18 protein-coding genes are annotated in these 18074 nt (G+C 46.2%); 7 read left to right on the top strand and 11 right to left on the bottom strand.

Going from position 1 to position 18074, the window contains the following annotated elements; genetic code table 11:
* Nucleotides 1-4: 4 nt before the first annotated feature.
* The 4 genes from pheS to CBF27_RS04980 all read right to left on the bottom strand — a co-directional run bounded on the left by pheS (nucleotide 5) and on the right by CBF27_RS04980 (nucleotide 3179).
* Complete coding sequence (gene pheS, locus CBF27_RS04995; protein WP_126813015.1) at nucleotides 5-1051, bottom strand: phenylalanine--tRNA ligase subunit alpha; 1047 nt, start codon at nucleotides 1049-1051, stop codon at nucleotides 5-7.
* A 318-nt stretch (nucleotides 1052-1369) separates the two neighbouring features.
* The gene (locus tag CBF27_RS04990) at nucleotides 1370-1702 is read right to left on the bottom strand and encodes a winged helix-turn-helix transcriptional regulator (protein WP_126813013.1); all 333 of its coding nucleotides are present in this window, start codon (nucleotides 1700-1702) and stop codon (nucleotides 1370-1372) included.
* Nucleotides 1703-1803: 101 nt separating this feature from the next.
* The gene (locus tag CBF27_RS04985; RefSeq protein ID WP_126813011.1) at nucleotides 1804-2298 is read right to left on the bottom strand and encodes an HD domain-containing protein; all 495 of its coding nucleotides are present in this window, start codon (nucleotides 2296-2298) and stop codon (nucleotides 1804-1806) included.
* Nucleotides 2299-2411: 113 nt separating this feature from the next.
* The gene (locus CBF27_RS04980; protein ID WP_126813009.1) at nucleotides 2412-3179 is read right to left on the bottom strand and encodes a TrmH family RNA methyltransferase; all 768 of its coding nucleotides are present in this window, start codon (nucleotides 3177-3179) and stop codon (nucleotides 2412-2414) included.
* A 124-nt stretch (nucleotides 3180-3303) separates the two neighbouring features.
* On the opposite strand from CBF27_RS04980, the gene CBF27_RS04975 reads away from it, so the two are divergent.
* On the top strand, nucleotides 3304-3576 hold the full coding sequence (locus CBF27_RS04975) for an acylphosphatase (protein WP_126813007.1): 273 nt from the start codon (nucleotides 3304-3306) through the stop codon (nucleotides 3574-3576).
* Nucleotides 3577-3680: 104 nt separating this feature from the next.
* On the top strand, nucleotides 3681-4628 hold the full coding sequence (gene yidC, locus CBF27_RS04970; RefSeq protein ID WP_126813005.1) for a membrane protein insertase YidC: 948 nt from the start codon (nucleotides 3681-3683) through the stop codon (nucleotides 4626-4628).
* A 38-nt stretch (nucleotides 4629-4666) separates the two neighbouring features.
* Here yidC and thrB read toward each other — a convergent pair whose 3' ends face one another.
* Both thrB and CBF27_RS04960 read right to left on the bottom strand, forming a co-directional pair.
* The gene (gene thrB / locus CBF27_RS04965) at nucleotides 4667-5530 is read right to left on the bottom strand and encodes a homoserine kinase (protein ID WP_126813004.1); all 864 of its coding nucleotides are present in this window, start codon (nucleotides 5528-5530) and stop codon (nucleotides 4667-4669) included.
* A gap of 27 nt (nucleotides 5531-5557) precedes the next feature.
* Nucleotides 5558-6844, bottom strand: coding sequence for a homoserine dehydrogenase (locus tag CBF27_RS04960; protein WP_126813002.1), 1287 nt, complete (start codon nucleotides 6842-6844; stop codon nucleotides 5558-5560).
* 233 nt (nucleotides 6845-7077) lie between these two features.
* Between CBF27_RS04960 and CBF27_RS04955 the strand changes: the two genes are divergently transcribed.
* On the top strand, nucleotides 7078-7263 hold the full coding sequence (locus CBF27_RS04955) for a hypothetical protein (RefSeq protein WP_126813000.1): 186 nt from the start codon (nucleotides 7078-7080) through the stop codon (nucleotides 7261-7263).
* Between the two features lie 159 nt (nucleotides 7264-7422).
* Here CBF27_RS04955 and CBF27_RS04950 read toward each other — a convergent pair whose 3' ends face one another.
* The 4 genes from CBF27_RS04950 to metE all read right to left on the bottom strand — a co-directional run bounded on the left by CBF27_RS04950 (nucleotide 7423) and on the right by metE (nucleotide 12925).
* Nucleotides 7423-7719, bottom strand: a complete 297-nt coding sequence (locus tag CBF27_RS04950; protein WP_126812998.1) for an ArsR/SmtB family transcription factor — start codon at nucleotides 7717-7719, stop codon at nucleotides 7423-7425.
* A gap of 73 nt (nucleotides 7720-7792) precedes the next feature.
* Nucleotides 7793-9514: a phospho-sugar mutase gene (locus CBF27_RS04945; RefSeq protein ID WP_126812996.1), complete on the bottom strand. Its 1722-nt coding sequence runs from the start codon at nucleotides 9512-9514 to the stop codon at nucleotides 7793-7795.
* A 257-nt stretch (nucleotides 9515-9771) separates the two neighbouring features.
* On the bottom strand, nucleotides 9772-10662 hold the full coding sequence (metF, locus tag CBF27_RS04940; RefSeq protein ID WP_126812995.1) for a methylenetetrahydrofolate reductase [NAD(P)H]: 891 nt from the start codon (nucleotides 10660-10662) through the stop codon (nucleotides 9772-9774).
* Nucleotides 10646-12925, bottom strand: a complete 2280-nt coding sequence (gene metE, locus CBF27_RS04935) for a 5-methyltetrahydropteroyltriglutamate--homocysteine S-methyltransferase (protein WP_126812993.1) — start codon at nucleotides 12923-12925, stop codon at nucleotides 10646-10648. The genes metF and metE overlap by 17 nt, the downstream gene beginning before the upstream one ends.
* 284 nt (nucleotides 12926-13209) lie before the next feature.
* Here metE and CBF27_RS14600 point away from each other — a divergent pair, with 284 nt between their 5' ends.
* The 3 genes from CBF27_RS14600 to CBF27_RS04920 are packed head-to-tail and all read left to right on the top strand — an operon-like array spanning nucleotide 13210 to nucleotide 15479.
* Nucleotides 13210-13392: a hypothetical protein gene (locus CBF27_RS14600; protein ID WP_126812991.1), complete on the top strand. Its 183-nt coding sequence runs from the start codon at nucleotides 13210-13212 to the stop codon at nucleotides 13390-13392.
* A 13-nt stretch (nucleotides 13393-13405) separates the two neighbouring features.
* Complete coding sequence (locus tag CBF27_RS04925; RefSeq protein WP_126812989.1) at nucleotides 13406-14353, top strand: LysR family transcriptional regulator; 948 nt, start codon at nucleotides 13406-13408, stop codon at nucleotides 14351-14353.
* Nucleotides 14337-15479 (top strand): aminotransferase class I/II-fold pyridoxal phosphate-dependent enzyme, encoded by a 1143-nt coding sequence (locus CBF27_RS04920; protein WP_126812987.1) that lies wholly within the window; start codon nucleotides 14337-14339, stop codon nucleotides 15477-15479. Before CBF27_RS04925 ends, CBF27_RS04920 begins: the two co-directional genes overlap by 17 nt.
* A gap of 75 nt (nucleotides 15480-15554) precedes the next feature.
* Here CBF27_RS04920 and trxB read toward each other — a convergent pair whose 3' ends face one another.
* A complete protein-coding gene (trxB, locus tag CBF27_RS04915) occupies nucleotides 15555-16517 on the bottom strand; it encodes a thioredoxin-disulfide reductase (RefSeq protein ID WP_245985960.1) in 963 nt (320 codons plus the stop codon).
* A gap of 182 nt (nucleotides 16518-16699) precedes the next feature.
* Between trxB and CBF27_RS04910 the strand changes: the two genes are divergently transcribed.
* Nucleotides 16700-18058 (top strand): MATE family efflux transporter, encoded by a 1359-nt coding sequence (locus CBF27_RS04910; RefSeq protein ID WP_126812983.1) that lies wholly within the window; start codon nucleotides 16700-16702, stop codon nucleotides 18056-18058.
* The last annotated feature ends 16 nt before the right edge of the window (nucleotides 18059-18074 follow it).

The following is an 18074-nucleotide window of genomic DNA, read 5'->3' as shown; positions in this document are numbered from 1 at the left end:
CGCATTACCCCTTTATTTTGAATTGTGCCAAAAATTTCTGATTGTTTAAGTAGAAGTGCCGGATATCGTTCACACCATACCTCAGCATCGCCACCCGGTCTGGACCTAATCCGAATGCAAAGCCGCTGTAGACAGAAGAGTCGATACCGGACATTTCAAGAACTTGCGGATGGACGACACCTGCACCGAGAATTTCAATCCAGCCTGTGTGCTTGCAGACGTTGCAGCCTTTGCCGCCGCATTTAAAGCAGCTGATATCCACTTCAACGGACGGTTCAGTGAACGGGAAGTAGCTGGGACGCATGCGGATATCCCGGTCTTCGCCGAACATTTTCTTCATCAGCACTTCCAGCGTGCCTTTCAAATCGGCCATCGTGATATCTTTGTCAACTACCAGTCCTTCAATCTGGTGAAACTGGTGGCTGTGGGTCGCATCATCCGTGTCGCGCCTGAAGACTTTGCCGGGACTAATCATTTTCAAAGGACCTTTGGCAAAATCATGGGTTTCCATTGTCCGGGCTTGTACTGGCGAAGTGTGGGTGCGCAGCAGCAGTTCCTCGGAAATATAAAACGTGTCCTGCATGTCGCGGGCCGGATGGTCTTTATGAAGATTCATCCGTTCAAAATTGTAGTGGTCCTGTTCAACTTCGAACCCTTCCACAATCTGGTAACCTAGACCGATGAACACATCTTCGATTTCCCGCATCGTCTGAGTCAGAATATGCGGAATCCCCCGCTCAACCGGCAAACCCGGCAGCGTGACGTCGATGGATTCTGCCTGCAAGGCCGCTTCCAGCAGCTGTTCTTCCAGCGCCGCCTTTTTATCATCTATCGCCTGGCTGATTTTATCCCGGATGTCATTGGCAAAACTCCCGACTACCGGACGCTCTTCCGGCGTCAAATGTTTCATGCCTCTGAGCACCTCGGTAATCGGACCTTTTTTCCCAAGAATCGTGACACGTATCTGGTTCAGCTGTTCCAGCGTTTTGGTCGTTAAAATATCATGCAGCGTTTTCTCCTGCAACTGTTCAAGTTCTTGTTTCAACGTCATGTTATCCAGTCCTTCCTGATTCTTAAAAATTATCAATAAAAAAAAGACTTCATCCCTAAGGAACGAAGTCTCGCGGTACCATCCTAATTTATCTCAATTCATTGAAATACACTTTGCGTTGTTAACGATGTCAGACACCGGCCTGTCCTTGTCAAACAGGCAACTGGGGAAGTGAACTTCACACATGCTGCGGTATAATCTGCTTTCAGTCGGTGACAGATCTCCCTTTCATACGCCTTCATCTGCTACTCTTTTCCCTCGCGCGTTTTTACTGATTGATATCAAGTGTACAAGAAAACTCCAAAAAGGTCAAGCTGTTTAAGCCAGCCAATGGTCAGACCAGTTTTGAATCTCCTGCATCACATGTTTCAAGTCGCTGCCTTTTTCGGTCAATTCATATTCGATGCGGTTTGTTTCGTTCTGAAACACCTTGCGAGTCAATATGCCTTCTTCTTCCAATTCTTTTAACCGTTCCGTCAGCACCCGGTCGCTGACTTTTGGAATTTTATTGGCAAGCTCCACAAAGCGTTGCGGCCCCTCTTTGATTAAGACGTTAATAATCAAGCCATTCCACTTTTTTCCTAGAATAGAAAACGTTTTTTCAAATTTGGGACACAATTTGAATTCATTATCCCTGCAAGTTTCAATCATACTACTCTCACCCCATTATTCTTTTACATTATCTTCGCAAATCCCCCTGAATCACAGTATAAAGCAAAAAACTGACTATTTCTAGTCAGTTTATCAAAAATTTATACGACACCAAGATATGCCACTGCTTTTTGTTTCATTTTCCGGTAAACTGGCGAGAATACTTCCTCACAAGCACAATATTTGTCTACCATAGTAACGATATAGCTTTCTTTATACTTTGGCGGGGCAATTGTGGCGCCAAACATGTGCTTAACGATAATGTCTTCTTCAAGAGGAGAAATCTCTGTTAATTTTTTTGCATTTTTCAATGCGATTCGCGGATGAACATATGCGTGTGTGCCTTCACCCATTTTTTCCGTACGCCAATCATAATGGAATAAATCATGCAGCAAACCGGCTCTCGCTGTTGCTTTCGCATTGCCATTCCATTTTTTTGCCAATAAATAACTTCTGTAAGAAACATTGATTGAATGTTCCAGTCGATTCGAGTAACGGTGCTGTTTATGCTCTGACAAACTCTGAACTTCTTCTGTAAAAATCAAGTCTTCGACATAAGACATGTATTCAACATCGTTTTGCCAATCCAATACCATTTTGCTATCACCTGTTATCATTTGTGGTTTTATCAATACATATACCGACATAATACCACGAATAAGATTGAAATGCCACCGGGCAAGTTCGTCTTAATCTTTTCGTAACAAACTTAATTTTTTAGCGCAAACATCAAAATTCCTGCGGCTACTGCGACATTCAGCGATTCAGCCTGTCCCGTTATCGGAATATAAAGATTTTGAGTGGTCAAACTCAACGTTTCCGCACTCAACCCCTGCCCTTCATTCCCCATAACGAGTGCAAATGCCGGAGTCTTGGGTATTTCGCGGTAATCCGCTGCTTGCGGGTTCAATTCCGTACCATAAACGTTTAAACCATGTGCCTTGCATGTTCCAATCCATTCGCTGATGCTCCCTTGATACACAGCAATATGGAACTGGCTTCCCTGCATGGCCCGCAGCACCTTGTCGTTATAAATATCCGCACTACCTTCGCCAAGCACAACCGTACCAAACCCGGCTGCATCGGCTGTCCGAATCATCGTGCCGACATTGCCCGGGTCTTGTACCCCGTCAAGCAAAAGCAGCGGCCGCGAATAGTCGATCACCCGGCTGGGAGATGTTTTTGCGACGACAGCCAAGATGTCGGGCGTATCCGGATGGCTGGAAAGGCTGCGTAAAATATCCTCCGTCACCAGCAGACGACAGCTTTCCGGTATTTTTTCCAGCAGCAGAGAAAAAGCAGTCAGCGCTTTTTCAGTGAACAGAACATGCACGATCGGCGCACCGGCATTAACGGCTTCCTCTACTAGATGATCCCCTTCGATGAGGTATTCCCCACGCTGGTCGCGGTATTTTTTCTGGGACAGTTTTTTGATATCTTTTATCAGATTGTTTTTAAGAGACGTTATTCTTTTCACTATGACACCTCGCAGTCTTGAGTATTATATCATTTTTCTTCACCCGCTGCTAACTATAATATGACAGGCCCGCCAACGCAATGATATAATATAATAGAAAAAACTGAAACAGAAAAGAGGCAGGATGATGAGAGTTAAAATGCAGGTCTACGGTCGGGTGCAGGGGGTCGGCTTCCGCTACATGACAAAAATACTTGCTGACAACATCGGCGTTTACGGGATAGTGCGCAATGAATATGACGGCTCCGTCTATATCGAAGCCAACGGCGATGCGGACAAAGTCACCCTGTTCATCCAAAAAGTCAGAGAATCTCCTTCCCCTGCCGGTGTTGTGAAAGATTTATTGATCGAGTACGATGCTGATATTCCCGAACGAACGACCTTTCATGTTATGTGATTTCTGCTGCCCTGCGCACATTCTTTTGAGGTTTTGATTGAAAAAATCATCAGAATCCTTTATAGTATTCTTTGTGTAACTATTGAATGAAAAGGACGAAACGCATGAAAAAAATAAAAAAATGGCTGATTACATCCGGATTGTTTGGCCTTCTCATCTCACTTTCCGGCTGTGTCAGCACGTACAAGACCGGTCCCAAAGCAGGACAACCGACAGGAGAAGGCTGGGTTTACAACTTGCTTGTCAAACCAATGGGACAGCTGATTACGTATCTCGTTGAAAACTTCAACTGGAATTACGGCTTTGCCATCATTTTCCTGACACTGATCGTGAGACTGCTGATTTTACCGTTGGGCCTTGGCCAGATGAAAAAATCCATGATTCAACAGGAAAAAATGGCAGCTATCAAACCTCAGTCGGATGCGGTTAATGAAAAAATCAAGCAGGCGACCACCAGGGAAGAACAGGCCGCTGCGCAAATGGAACTACAAGCGCTGTACAAAGAAAACGGCATCAGCGTAATGGGCGGTATTGGCTGTTTGCCGCTGCTCGTGCAAATGCCGATATTCACTGCACTGTTTTATACAGCAAGATACACACCGGGCATCAGCGAAGCCAGCTTCTTCAGCATTCCATTGGGTGAGCCGAGTTTGATTTTAACTGTGATTGCCGGTCTGAGCTATTTAGCCCAAAGCTTTATCAGCATGATCGGTTTGCCGGAAGAGCAAAAGAAACAAATGAGAACCATGTCGTTCATGAGTCCCCTCATGATTGTCTTCTTCTCGTTCCGTTCACCAGCCGGCGTGGCGCTGTACTGGGTAGTCGGCGGTATTTTCAGCTGTATCCAGTCACTGATTACAAATCTGTACCATAAACCAAAAATCAAACGGGAAGTCGCAGAAGAATTTAGAAAAAATCCGCCAAAAGTCGTGGTACCTCCGAAGAAAAAAGAAGTCAATCCGGCACACACGGCTAAAAAAACGCAAGCTAAGCCGCGCAATCAAGGCAAAGGCAGAAACGCCGGCAAGCAGCAGAGCAAGTATAAACGATAATTTAAAAAGGAGTACGCCGTTTCGGCGTACTCCTTTTTTTATGCGTGCACTTGCACGCCTTGCGTATCCAAAGACAGCTGCAAAATATCAGCATCAAGCGACAGGTCGCGCAATCCTTCAGCGACAGCAGTGCCGGTTCCTTCAGCTGTCAGCACGAGGACTGTCGGCCCTGCACCGCTTAGGAAAGCGGCATGAAAGCCGAGTGCCGGCTGCAGATCACGAATCAGCTGCAAATGAGGGACCAGCTCAGCGCGATACGGTTCGTGCCATTTGTCCTGCATCATCGCCTGGCCGGCTGTTTTCAAATCATCTGACAGCAATGCCGCCACCATGACGTTGCTGACAGCACTCGCTTTGACCGCCTCGCCGTAGGGCAATGATGCCGGCAGCACACTGCGTCCTTCACTGGTCAGCAGTTCCTTCCGCGGGATGACAGCCACGAAATCACACGGGGCAAAATGGTGCGTCACACAAGTCACCTGCTCGTCAACGAATGCCGCCACAACCAGATCACCGCAGATAGCCGGTGCGACATTGTCGGGGTGTCCTTCCATTTCCGTGGCAATCCGAATTTTCTCTTCTTGCGAAAAGGACAAGCCGCCCAGCTCGCTGGCCAGTTCGATACCGGCAACAATCGCCGCCGAACTGCTGCCCAGTCCTCTGGCGGGGGGAATGTCGCTGGTCATCCGCAATTTGTGCGGCACCATTTCAGGGGCAAGCGTCAACGCCGTTGCGATAATCATATTGGTTTCATCCGTCGGCAACCCGGCAATCGTGTGACTGATCTCCCAAGACGGCGCTTCTTCTAATATTTCCAGTTCTAAATACAAGTTCAATGCCAACCCGCAGGAATCAAACCCGGGGCCTAAATTGGCACTCGTAGCGGGAACTTTTATTTTCATCCTGACACCTCTTTTTCATCGTTTCAATTACAGCACTTTATAGCACGCGTTGAGTGTGATGTCCTCAGATGCGGCAAACGTTTTTTTGACTTCATCGGCCTGCAGACGGGACATCTCGTGTGTAATAATGACAATCCGCGCGCGACCGTCATCCACTTTCTCCTGAACAATTTGTTCAAAGCTGACACCTGTACGGGTCATAGACTCAGTCAATTTTAAGAAAACACCATGCTTATCCGGTACTTCCAGTGAGAAATAATATTTAGCATAAATATGTTCCGGTTTTGTCAACCGCACATCACTGGTAAAGCCATTGAAGACATGACCAGTCGTACCCATTTTCAGGTTTTTGGCAATCGTGATAATATCGCTGACAACACTTGTTGCTGTCGGTTTGGCGCCGGCCCCCGGTCCATAATACATGGACTCGCCGACCCCGTGGCTCTTGATGAAAACAGCATTCATTTCATTTTGTACGCCTGCAAGCGGATGGTCCTTTGGTATCAGTACAGGACCAACCTCAGCAGCGACACTGTCATCGTAGGATTCCGAGGAACCGATCAGCTTGATGGCATAGCCTAGCGTATCAGCCATTTCAATGTCTTCCAATTTAAGTCCCCGGATACCTTTTGTAACGATATCATCGATAGTAATGCTCATGCCAAAGGAGAATTGAGTCAAAATAACCATTTTATAAGCCGCATCAATGCCGTCAACATCGTTTGTCGGGTCAGACTCGGCAAAGCCTAGTTTTTGTGCCTTTGCCAGTGCCTCATCGTATGTCAGCTGATCATTCGTCATTTTTGTCAGCATATAGTTGGTCGTGCCGTTGACAATGCCATAAATGCTCGTGATGCGGTCCGCTGCCAAACTGTTGGCGATGGTCCTAAGAATCGGAATCCCTCCTGCCACACTAGCTTCAAAATACAAGTCGCACGCATGTTTTTGAGCTGTGCGTACCAAGGTCAGCCCGTATTGCGCCAACAAGTCTTTATTGGCTGTAACCACGTGCTTCCCGCGCTCCAGTGCCTGGAGAATAAATGTTTTTGCCGGTTCGATTCCGCCAATCAGTTCAACGACTACCTGTATCTCGTCATCGTCCAAGATGTCTTGGTAATTGGTCGTCAACTCGATGCCGTATTCATCTGCAAAATCTTTCTTGCTCGCGGTATCCAAAACCAGACATTTGCTGATAGAGACATCCATGCCGGTGACATTCGATATCTTGTCCTTATTTTCCTTTAACAGCAGCGGCACACCGGAGCCGACTGTTCCAAGCCCTAACAGGCCAATCTTCAAACTGCTTTTTCCCATAGTCAAAACACCCTGCCTTAATTTAATTGAATTTTAATAATTGAATCTAGTATACATAAATAATGAAAAAAACACTAGCTTTTTCATTTGTTTTTTGAAAAAACTAGTTTTTTTATCTCTTTAAACCGTGTACAATCACCTTTTTTATATGCAATTGTCTTCCTACTAATGGTATACTAATTATACAAGTTATTGAAACATGATTAGTATCTAAAATGTCGAGGTGATATACGTTGGTTTTTCCCGAAGATTGGGTGTTTCTTCACACAAATTTTGCCTTATCGATTATTTTGCTGATTGTCACATTCGTGACTGATGACATCACTTTTGGCCTTGCCTTGGCTTTGATTTTGTATCCGGCAGTCAAAAGTGCGGCTAAAAGCTTCGTTAAACGGCGCGAACAAAAAGTCTCTCTTTAAACCGGCAGATCCGCATATATTAGCGGAATGCCGTTTTTTTGTGCCGGACCAGTAGTAATAGAGAAAAAAGCTGCCTTTCTCTGACTGAGTCCAGCAGCTTAAACCTTGATATAAATGTATGACTGCTTTATGAGCTACTTTATTTCCGGTTTCTTCTATTTAATCATGTGACAAGTGATGGAATGTCTTCGACAAAATATCAACGACATGCTGGTCGTCCAATGAATAAAAAACGGTTTTCCCTTCCTTGCGCGACTTCACCAAATGATTCAGACGCAGCAGTTTCAATTGATGGGAAATAGCAGACTGCTCCATATGCAGTTGTTCTGCAATGGCTCCGACATTCAACTCACCCGTAGATAGAGCCAATAGAATGTTCAGTCTGGTCGGCTCACTGAGCGTTTTGAAAAACTGACTGACTTGATACACATCCTCTTCAGTGACTCCCTCAAACATTATCGTAACCCTCCTGAATTTTTCTATGCTCTTTATCCTAACTGTTTTTGGACAAAAAGTCACGAAAAATAACCTATTGTTCCGTGTGTTGATGCAAAGCGTCTGTTAATGCCGCTATTTTATCAGCTGCCGCCTGCTCGCTTTCCGCTTTCACACCAATGTAGAATTTAATCTTCGGTTCAGTGCCTGATGGCCGTACTGCAATCCAGCTGCCGTCTGTCAAATGGTATTTCAACACATTGGATGACGGAAGCGGGATTTTTTCGCTGCTGCCGTCAGCGTGACGGTGTATCTGACTGTCATAGTCTTCCACCGAATCGACGGCAATTCCCGCAAATTCAGATGGCGAACTGGCTCTCAACCCGGACATCAGCTGTTTGATTTTTTCCAGACCGCTGATACCATTCATCGTCACCGAAATGGTTTTCTCCTGATAGTAGCCGTATTTGTCAAAAATCTGCCGGATACCATCGTAAAGCGTCATGTCTTTTTCCTTATAATAAGCCGCTATTTCTGCCAGCAGTACTAGCGCCTGAATGGCATCTTTGTCTCTGACAAACGGTTTGACCAGATAGCCGTAGCTTTCTTCAAACCCGAATACAAAGGTCTGCTGTTTCGTCTGCTCATATTCTTTGATTTTTTCAGCAATGAATTTGAAACCGGTCAGCACATTCTCCATTTTGACGCCAAATTCATGGCAGATAGCTGTTGCCAGTTCACTGGAAACAATTGATTTCAGAACGACAGCGTTGGCAGGCAGCGTACCCTGCTTCTGATGCGCGCTCAGCAAGTAATGAATCATCAGCGCGCCTAATTGATTGCCTGTCAAAACCTGATAAGAACCGTCAGGCAGTCTGACAGCCGCGCCAAGCCGGTCTGCGTCAGGGTCGGTGGCAACCAGTAAATCTGCCTGCTCTTTTTCCCCCAGACGAATCGCATATTCAAACGCAGAATGTTCTTCCGGATTTGGCGATTTGACCGTTGAAAAATCAGGGTCGGCCTCCGCTTGTTCCGGCACGAGTAAAAAGCTGTTAAAACCAGCCTGTTTCAATGCTTTCTCGCCAAGCATCTTGCCCGTGCCGTGAAGCGGTGTGTAGACAAGTTTCAGGTCGCCGCCTGTGCGGGCAATCAACTCTTTGTCAATAGTGACAGATTCCAGCTGCTTCAAATAGGCTGTATCAATCTGTTCGCCAATGATATTGATGAAATCTTCTGCATCCCGTTCATTCAGAACGCGTACCAGTAATGGATTTTCAACCTGCCGCACATAAGACGTGACTGCGTCAGCATCTTGCGGAGGCATCTGTCCGCCGTCTTCGCCGTACACTTTATAGCCGTTATACTCCGGCGGATTGTGGCTGGCTGTAATCATGATGCCGGCGATACAGTTGAGTTCCCTCACCGCAAACGACAGCTCCGGTGTCGGACGCAAGCTTTCAAAGACATAAGATGTGATGCCGTGGGCTGCCAATGTCTTCGCCGACTCCATCGCAAATTCCGGCGACTTATGACGGGAATCATAAGCAATAGCCACCCCTTGCCGTTTAGCTTCGGCACCAAGCTCTTCAATGAAGGTTGCCAAGCCTTCCGTCGCTTGTCTGACCGTATAAATGTTCATTCGGTTGATACCGGCACCGATGATGCCGCGCATGCCGGCCGTTCCAAATTCAAGCGGCGCATAAAACGCATCTTTCAACAGGTCTTCATCGGTTTCGATATGTTCCAAGCTGGTTTTGACTGAGTCGTCCAGCTCATCATAGTTTTTCCACTGTGCGTAAATCTCTTTCCATTCCATTTTTATCACCTCGATGTATTTTATAACATATTATCTTAATTATACCATTTGTAAGAGATAAAAAGTGGAAAACTTAATATTTAGTTTGCTTGAAGCCAAACTCAGTCAAACAATGCCGCGCCTGGTGCTTTATCCCGTTGCGAACAGTTGTCGCCATACCTGAATGCCACTCTTCTTTAAGACATCAAAAACAAGCTGGGATTTGAGATTCGTTATAAATGATGCTCTCTTCCCAACTTGAATTCCTGTACCTGCATTTAAGAAATAACAGCCGTGCGATTGGGCTCGGTTGAGGCGAACAGTGATTGTGTTGCCTCATAAATACTGCGGGCGATGCCTGCCTGATTCATGGTGTACAAGTGTATCCCGGACACGCCCTGGGTCACCAGGTCAACGATTTGGTCAATGGCATAAGCCAGCCCTGCATCGCGCAACGCAACCGGATTGTCCGCGTACTTTTCAAGAATCGCCAAAAATTTCTTCGGCAGCTTCACCCGCGTGCCACGAATGATACGTTCCGCCTGCCGCTTATTGACGACCGGCATGATGCCCGCGATAAGCGGTACGTTGATACCGGCCAGCCAGCATTTTTCCTGAAACTGGTAAAACAATTCATTGTCTAGAAACAGCTGGGTAATCAACTGGTCAGCTCCAGCTGCGACTTTATCACGCAGATGGCTAATATCGGCAAGTGTCGTTGCCGATTCCGGGTGTCCCTCCGGATAGCAGGCTGCTGAAATGGCAAAAGACGGGTCCCACTCTTTGATATAGGCAATCAAATCGCCTGCGTACTGAAAGTCCGGACTGCGCGGCAGCTCATCGTACAAGTCGCCCCGCAAGGCTAATATATGTGAAATGTGTTTTTCCTGTAATGACTCAAGAACCGTGTCAACTTGACTTTTTGTCAAATAAGCTGCTGTCAGATGAACAAGACTGGCAACTTGATGACGGCGCTGAATGTGCGTAGCTATTTTGACCGTGCTCTCCTCCAGCGACAGCTGTCTGTTGCTGCATGTCACACTGATAAAATCCGGCCGCAAATCTTCCATCTGACTCAGCGAAGCATACAAACTGGCGATGGTGGATTTGGTAGACGGCGGAAACACTTCAAAAGACAAACTGGCTTTTTGGCTACTCAATATTGTCATAGACGAGCTCCTTTCGTGCTTCTTGCGCTGCTTGAGCCAGGTGTTTCAAGCTTGCGAACGTTTCTTTTTCATCACGCGTCTTTAATCCGCAATCAGGATTGACCCATAATTTGTCAGCCGCTATTTTCTCCAACAATGCCTGAATCGTTGCACGCAGTTCAGCAACTGAAGGGACTCTCGGCGAATGAATATCATACACTCCCGGTCCGACTGCTGTCTGAAAATGCTGTGCGGACAACGCATCCAGCAAGGATAAATTCGAGCGCGATGCTTCAAAAGAAATCACATCCGCATCCATTTGGTCAATCGCTGTTAAAATATCGGCAAATTCGCTGTAACACATGTGCGTATGAATCTGTGTTTCCGGGGCCACTCGGCTATGAACAAGCCGGAATGCCGGAATAGCCCAGTCGAGATATTCTGAATACCAGTCGCTTTTTCTCAGCGGTAGTTTTTCGCGCAAGGCAGCCTCATCAATCTGAATGATCTTGATGCCATGCGCTTCCAAGTCGAGCACTTCTTCCTGAATCGCCAGCGCGATTTGCAGCGTGGACTCCTTAAGCGAAATATCTTCCCTTGGAAACGACCAGTTCAAGATTGTGACAGGTCCGGTCAGCATGCCTTTCACCGGCTTTTCAGTCAGATGCTGAGCAAATGCCGACCATCCGACCGTGATTGGCCGTTCGCGGGAAATGTCTCCCCAAATAATCGGCGGTTTCACACAGCGTGTGCCGTACGATTGGACCCACGCTTTTTTCGTAAACAAAAAGCCTGACAGATGTTCGCCAAAGTATTCCACCATGTCATTTCGTTCGAATTCCCCGTGAACGAGTACATCCAATCCGATGTCTTCCTGAAAAGCCACACAATCAGCAATTTTTTCCCTTAAAAAGTCATGATACTCTGCCTCGCTGAGCGACGCTTTTTTAAAAGCTGCCCGAGCCGCTTTGACTTCTCTTGTCTGCGGGAACGACCCGATTGTTGTGGTCGGCAGCAGCGGCAATGCCAGAGCACTTTTTTGAAGACGGCTGCGTTCTTCAAACGCCGGCAGCCGCTGAAAATCAGCTGCTGTCAACTCAGCCAGCCGGTGTGTCAGCTGTTCGTTTGCCGTAACTCTCGCCGTATCGAAAAGACGGTAGTTATCAGCCAGCAGTGCCGATTTGGCAATGTCGTCTGTCGGGTCTGCGATGGCTGCCAGCTCAGTCAACTCGCTTAACTTTTCTTTAGCAAAGGAAAAATGCCTGGCCACCTCCGCCGGAAATGATTCTTGCGCAACAGAAAAAGGGACATGCAGCAATGAACAGGACGTTGATAAAACCAGCTGGTCATGCGGCAGTTTTGCCAGCAGGTTCAAGGTGCGGCTGTAATCGTTCCGCCAGATGTTTTTGCCGTTCACAACACCTGCAAACAGTTTTTTATCTTGAGGAAAACCGAATGTCTCGAATAACTGAAGCGTTTGTTTTCCTTCGACAAAATCAAGACCGATGCCGTCAACCGGCAAAGTCGATAAGTCTTCGTAAATATCCCGTACATCACCGAAATATGTTTGCAGCAAAAGCTTCGTCTCCCGTGTACCGCCTGCCAGCTCACGATAGATTGACATAAATAGCTGCCGTTCATCCGGTGTCAAATCCTTGACTAAAGACGGTTCATCCAGTTGCAGCCACTCGGCGCCTAGTTCAGACAACTTGGCAATGACCTCCTGATACGCTGAAATCAGGGCCGGCAGATGCTCCTGAACCGTCGTCCCTTTGAAATCTGACAGCTTGATCAGCGTATACGGGCCTAAAATAACCGGTCTTGTTTCGATGCCGATGGCTTTCGCTTCAAGGTATTCATCAAAAACTTTAGTGCCGACAAGTTTCACCTCTGTCTGTTGCTCAAATTCGGGCGTCAAGTAGTGATAATTCGTATTGAACCATTTTTTCATGGGCAGAGCTGTCACGTCGCCAGCCTCTCCCTGATAGCCTCTTGCCAGTGCGAAATAGGTGTCAAGCGCCGATAACTGCAAGGCTGAAAATCTGTTTGGGATGACGTTCAACAGTACCGCTGTATCCAGCGTGGTGTCGTAAAAGGAAAAATCATTGCTCGGAATCAGTGATATTCCCGCCTCTTTCAGCAGATTCCAGTGCATTCGCCGGAGCCGCTTGCCTTCTGCAGCTAACTGTTCCTGTGTCAAGTCGCCGCGGAAATATTTTTCTGTCGCAATTTTCAGCTCTCGGTTCTCCCCGATTCTCGGGAAGCCAACAATCGTTGTTTTCATGGAATCGCCTCCTAAATAGTATGGTCCAAACTTTACCACACCCGGACAACTCTGACTAACTGTTATTTTTTATAACTTATTATAGAAAAAAACTATAATAAAAAGATGACCAAAAAAAGATAAAACTGATTGACAGCGAAGAATTTTTTGTCTATAGTATTAAACAATAATATGATGCGCAGAAAAGAAGAGTACAGTTAAAACACCTTATACAGAGAGCTCCGGCAGGTGAAAGGGAGAAAAGGCAGTTAGCTGGAAAATGGTCTTTGAGCATTCAGCGGTGAGTGGCAACACAAGCAGCTGACGGCAGTGCCCGTTATCGCAACGCAGTATCAGCAGCTCTTGTGCTCGTACTGGCTAAGGCTGTTGTTGTGAAACGACAGCGAACTAAAGGTGGTAACGCGAATGCAATCGTCCTTTTTCTTCATGATGAAGAAAAAGGGCTTTTTTTATTGAATTTTTTGTGAAAGGAGCATATCTATGCGTATACAACAACTGGAATATCTGGAAAAGATTGCTGAACTTGGCTCTATCAACGAAGCTGCCAAAAGTCTGTTTTTGTCGCAGCCGACTTTGTCAAATGCTGTGAAGGAGTTGGAAAACGAGATGGGTATTTGCCTCTTTCACCGCAGTAAACTCGGTGTTTCGCTGACTGAGGAAGGAAAAGAGTTTTTAGCGTATGCAAAACAGGTGATTGATCAGGTGGACTTACTGGAAAAACGCTACAAACATAAAAACAAGCGCACCTCACGACTGTCGATTTCATCTCAGCACTACGCTTTTTCGGTACATGCGTTTGTCGAATTTATTCATGCTTATGAAGACGACAGTTACCAGTTCACACTGCGGGAGACAGAAACGCAGAATATTTTAGAAGATGTTGCCACTTTTCGCAGCGAAATCGGTATTTTATTTTTAAATGATTTCAACCGGCAAATACTTGAAAAACTATTTGAAGAAAAAAATCTTGTATTCTCCTCGCTGTTTTATGCAGCACCGCATATTTTTATCAGCAAGGACAATCCTTTAGCCGGCAAGCAGTCTGTGTCCCTCAAAGAATTGGAAGATTTGCCCTTTCTCTCTTTCGAACAAGGCAACAGCAATTCATTCTATTTTGCGGAAGAAATCCTGAGCACCCGCTCCTATAAAAAACACATTAAAGTCAGTGACCGGGCAACCATTTTCAACTTGATGATCGGATTAAACGGTTATACTTTCAGTTCCGGAATCATCAGCCGCGAGCTGAACGATGACAGCATCGTCGCTATTCCGTTAGACATTGCCGATGCGATTGAAATAGGCTGGATCAAAAGCCGGCGCAGTACATTATCCACTTTAGGCAAGCATTATTTGGAAACACTGAAAAAACATATCCACGACTATGGATTTGCTACTATTGAGGAGGAAATATATGAGCACAACAACTAATCAGACAACTTGGCAAGAAGCCACAAAGCTGGCGCAAATCGGCAACCGCTCAGATAAACAGCACGGCGCAGTCAGCACTCCTATTTACCTTTCCGCAACTTATGCCCACCCTGGTTTGGGGCAAAGCACCGGTTTTGATTATTCCCGAACGGCCAACCCTACCCGGCAAGTGGTTGAAACAGCTCTTGCCCAATTGGAAAACGGCCGCTTCGGTTTTGCAACTAGTTCAGGGATGAGTGCAGTTCAATTAGTGTTCGAATTGTTTCCAGCCGGCAGCAAGTTTCTCGCGTCGCGTGACTTGTACGGAGGCAGCTACCGCTATTTTGACGCCCTCACACAAGCAGGCCGCTTTCAGTTTGCTTACTTTGATTCAATTGATGACCTGAAACAGCAACTGTCACAAGAAACTGCTGCGGTTTTCCTAGAAACTCCCACTAATCCGCTGATGAACGAAATTGATATTTCGCAAGCTGCAGCAGCAGCCAAGGCTTACGGTGCGCTATTGATTGTCGACAACACATTTTTGACGCCAATTCTCCAAAAACCATTGGCGCTGGGAGCCGACATTGTTGTCCATTCCGCCACTAAATTTCTTGGCGGACACAATGACCTGCTCGCTGGTGCAGTCATTACCGACTCTGATGAATTAGGAGAAAAACTGGCAGCCGCCTTAAATACGACCGGTGCCGTTTTGTCCTCTTTCGACTCATGGCTACTGATACGAGGTTTAAAAACACTCAAACTACGCATGACGCAGCAAGAAAAAAATGCCAAAAAATTAGCAGCCGCCTTAAGAAAAGAGCCGCTAGTCAAAGAAGTGTTTTATCCGGAAAAAGGCAGCATGATTAGTTTCAAACTGGCTAAAGCTGAACAAGTCTCTGTGTTTTTGGCTTCACTGAACCTCTTTACATTTGCCGAAAGTCTCGGTGGCGTTGAAAGCCTGATTACATACCCAAGCACACAAACTCATGCCGACATCCCGGAAGAACTGCGCATCTCCTATGGACTGACCGCTGATTTACTGAGATTGTCAATCGGAATTGAGGACGCAGCAGACTTGATTGATGACATCCGGCAAGCATTGTGGAAAACGTCTGAAGGGGATAAAAACACCCGTATCCGATGATAACAAGTCATCAGAACAACTAAAAAAACAGCTAAAGTGCGGACATTTCTGTTGCACTTTAGCTGTTTTATCATACTATTGATGTTTACTTTGAGTCTGATATTCTGTTTGACTCTCTTGTTTACTATCTTGGGCCACGATGTATTTATAGACTTCTTGGCCGGCAATACTGCCGTCGCCGACAGCAGTGGCTATTTGCCGCAGCACCGTGTTTCTGACATCGCCGATGGCATAGACGCCTGGAATTTTCGTTTCCATTCTTTCATTGGTTTCGATCCAGCCTTCGTCATTTGTGATACCGAGATTCTGAAACGCTTCTGTCTGCGGAACCAGCCCGACATAAACAAACACGCCGTCAGCCTCCACCGTTGTCTCTTCACCGGTCTTTGTGTCTTTGATATCAATTGACTGAAGTTTTGTGCCGTCGCCATTGATTTTAAGCGGTACTTTATTCCACAAGAAATCGACTTTCTCATTTGCGAATGCTCTTTCCTGCAAAATCTTTTGCGCTCTCAACTCATCCCGCCGGTGAATAATCGTTACTTTGTCAGCGAACTGCGTCAGGTAAGTTCCTTCTTCCACAGCTGAGTCGCCGCCACCAATCACGTATACGTGCCGTTCTTTAAAAAAGGCACCATCACAAACAGCACAGTAAGAAACACCCATTCCCGAGTAGTCTTCCTCACCTGGTATACCAATCTTTTTATGATCGCTACCTGTGGCAATGATCACAGTTTTTGCATCGTAGGACTGGTCCTCACAAATCACTGTTTTATAACTGCCATGGTCTTCAATGCCAGTCACATTGCCATAAGTGTGCTCTGCCCCGAATTTCGATGACCCTTCATACATCTTTACTGATAAATCAGGACCAGAAATATGTTCAAATCCCGGGTAATTTTCAACATCAAGAGTATTCATCATTTGTCCGCCGGGAACACCGCGCTCAATAACCAGCACCGATAAATCCGAGCGGGAAGCGTATAGTGCAGCTGTCAGCCCGCCTGGTCCTGCACCGATTATAATAACATCACGCATAGTAATAACCCTCCATTCCATCATTCTACACAACCTACTTTACAACCAAGCAGCAGGTTTGTCTATTTTTTTGTTTGATGAAAAAAACTGAATTGTATAATATATGCCATTGACTTATCGTGTATTTGCCATAGAATTAATACCGACATAATTTGAAATAATGGATGGTGACGAACCCCTGTATGAAATTTTTAACCTCAATTAAACATAAACTCAGTATTTCCGATCAAGAACTCATTTTTTTAAGCTGGCCGATTTTTATTGAACTTTTCTTACGTGTCTTCATCGGCAATGTCAATGTCTGGATGATTTCCCATTACTCTGAACCAGCCGTTGCCGCTGTCAGTTCAGCCAACCAGCTGCTGAATTTAACTGTGTTCATTTACGGCTTCATCACTGTTGGTGCACAAATCATTATTGCCCAGCTGATTGGTGCCCGCAGACAGCAAGAAATCCACAGTGTCATTTCGACTGCTATGACTGGTGCATTAGGTATCGGTGCTCTGATTAGTCTGGTCTTCTTGTTGTTTCCCAAACAACTGCTCCAGCTGATGAATCTGCCTCCAGACATTGTTGACATCGGAACGGGTTACATCCAAATTTATGGTGCCAGCCTGTTTATCTCCGCGATGACTGCCGGGGCGATTGCTGTCTTGCGGAGTCACGGCAAGACCAGGGAAGCTCTGCAGGTGCCCGTGACCGCCCTCCTTTTAACACTTGTCGGCAACTATCTGGCATTGTACAGTCCATTCGGGCTGCCGACATTGGGGGTCAACGGCTTGGCTATTTCCGCAGCCGTCAGCAACACCATCGGCCTGCTGATTGTATTCTACTTGCTGAAAGTTCACATCGGCTTTTCTGTCTGGAAGATTCGTCTCAAAGACTGTTCCCTGAAAGTTTTGAAACAAATTCTCACTTTAGGACTTCCGTCATCTGGAGAAAGTCTGTCCTATCAAGCGTCACAAGTGGTGGTAACAATGATTGTCGCATCTCTTGGCGCTAACATGCTGATTGCAAAATCTTATGTCACAACCATTACGCAGTTCGTTTACTTGATAGCTTCTTCCATCGGCCAAGGCAATCAGATCATTATCGGGCGCAATATCGGTGCCCGACAGTATGACCGTGCATATAAACGGGGAATGCGGACAGTCGTCATCGGGGTCGTCAGTTCAGCCGTTATCTGCTTTTTCACTTGGCTGGCGATTGAACCTATCATGCACATTTTTACGTCCAATCAGGAAGTCATCGCCATCGCCAAAGTCGTCTTTTTTGTCGATATTTTTCTCGAATCGGCACGCGCGGTCAATATGATTCTCGTCGGCGCATTGAATGCTACCGGTGATGTCAAGTTCCCGCTGATTTGCAGCCTGCTTGTTCTCTGGGTCATCAGTCTCCCCTTCTCCTTTGTTCTTGCAATTCCCGCCAAACTTGGGCTGCTGGGTGTCTGGCTGGCATATACCATAGATGAAGGATTGCGGTCCGTGATGATGATTAAGCGCTGGCGTTCCGGTATTTGGAAAACGAAGCATACTATTTGATTGAGTCTACACACTA

Origin of the sequence: Vagococcus acidifermentans, from assembly GCF_003987655.1 — a bacterium.
GTDB classification, from domain to species: domain Bacteria; phylum Bacillota; class Bacilli; order Lactobacillales; family Vagococcaceae; genus Vagococcus_B; species Vagococcus_B acidifermentans.
This window is presented reverse-complemented; position numbering and strand designations above follow the sequence as displayed.

Bases quoted from the DNA above. Each gene is read 5' to 3' on its own strand.
- pheS (WP_126813015.1), bottom strand. From the start codon at position 1,051: ATGACGTTGAAACAAGAACTTGAACAGTTGCAGGAGAAAACGCTGCAT.
- CBF27_RS04990 (WP_126813013.1), bottom strand. From the start codon at position 1,702: ATGATTGAAACTTGCAGGGATAATGAATTCAAATTGTGTCCCAAATTT.
- CBF27_RS04985 (WP_126813011.1), bottom strand. From the start codon at position 2,298: ATGGTATTGGATTGGCAAAACGATGTTGAATACATGTCTTATGTCGAA.
- CBF27_RS04975 (WP_126813007.1), top strand. From the start codon at position 3,304: ATGATGAGAGTTAAAATGCAGGTCTACGGTCGGGTGCAGGGGGTCGGC.
- yidC (WP_126813005.1), top strand. From the start codon at position 3,681: ATGAAAAAAATAAAAAAATGGCTGATTACATCCGGATTGTTTGGCCTT.
- thrB (WP_126813004.1), bottom strand. From the start codon at position 5,530: ATGAAAATAAAAGTTCCCGCTACGAGTGCCAATTTAGGCCCCGGGTTT.
- CBF27_RS04960 (WP_126813002.1), bottom strand. From the start codon at position 6,844: ATGGGAAAAAGCAGTTTGAAGATTGGCCTGTTAGGGCTTGGAACAGTC.
- CBF27_RS04950 (WP_126812998.1), bottom strand. From the start codon at position 7,719: ATGTTTGAGGGAGTCACTGAAGAGGATGTGTATCAAGTCAGTCAGTTT.
- CBF27_RS04945 (WP_126812996.1), bottom strand. From the start codon at position 9,514: ATGGAATGGAAAGAGATTTACGCACAGTGGAAAAACTATGATGAGCTG.
- metF (WP_126812995.1), bottom strand. From the start codon at position 10,662: ATGACAATATTGAGTAGCCAAAAAGCCAGTTTGTCTTTTGAAGTGTTT.
- metE (WP_126812993.1), bottom strand. From the start codon at position 12,925: ATGAAAACAACGATTGTTGGCTTCCCGAGAATCGGGGAGAACCGAGAG.
- CBF27_RS04925 (WP_126812989.1), top strand. From the start codon at position 13,406: ATGCGTATACAACAACTGGAATATCTGGAAAAGATTGCTGAACTTGGC.
- CBF27_RS04920 (WP_126812987.1), top strand. From the start codon at position 14,337: ATGAGCACAACAACTAATCAGACAACTTGGCAAGAAGCCACAAAGCTG.
- trxB (WP_245985960.1), bottom strand. From the start codon at position 16,517: ATGCGTGATGTTATTATAATCGGTGCAGGACCAGGCGGGCTGACAGCT.
- CBF27_RS04910 (WP_126812983.1), top strand. From the start codon at position 16,700: ATGAAATTTTTAACCTCAATTAAACATAAACTCAGTATTTCCGATCAA.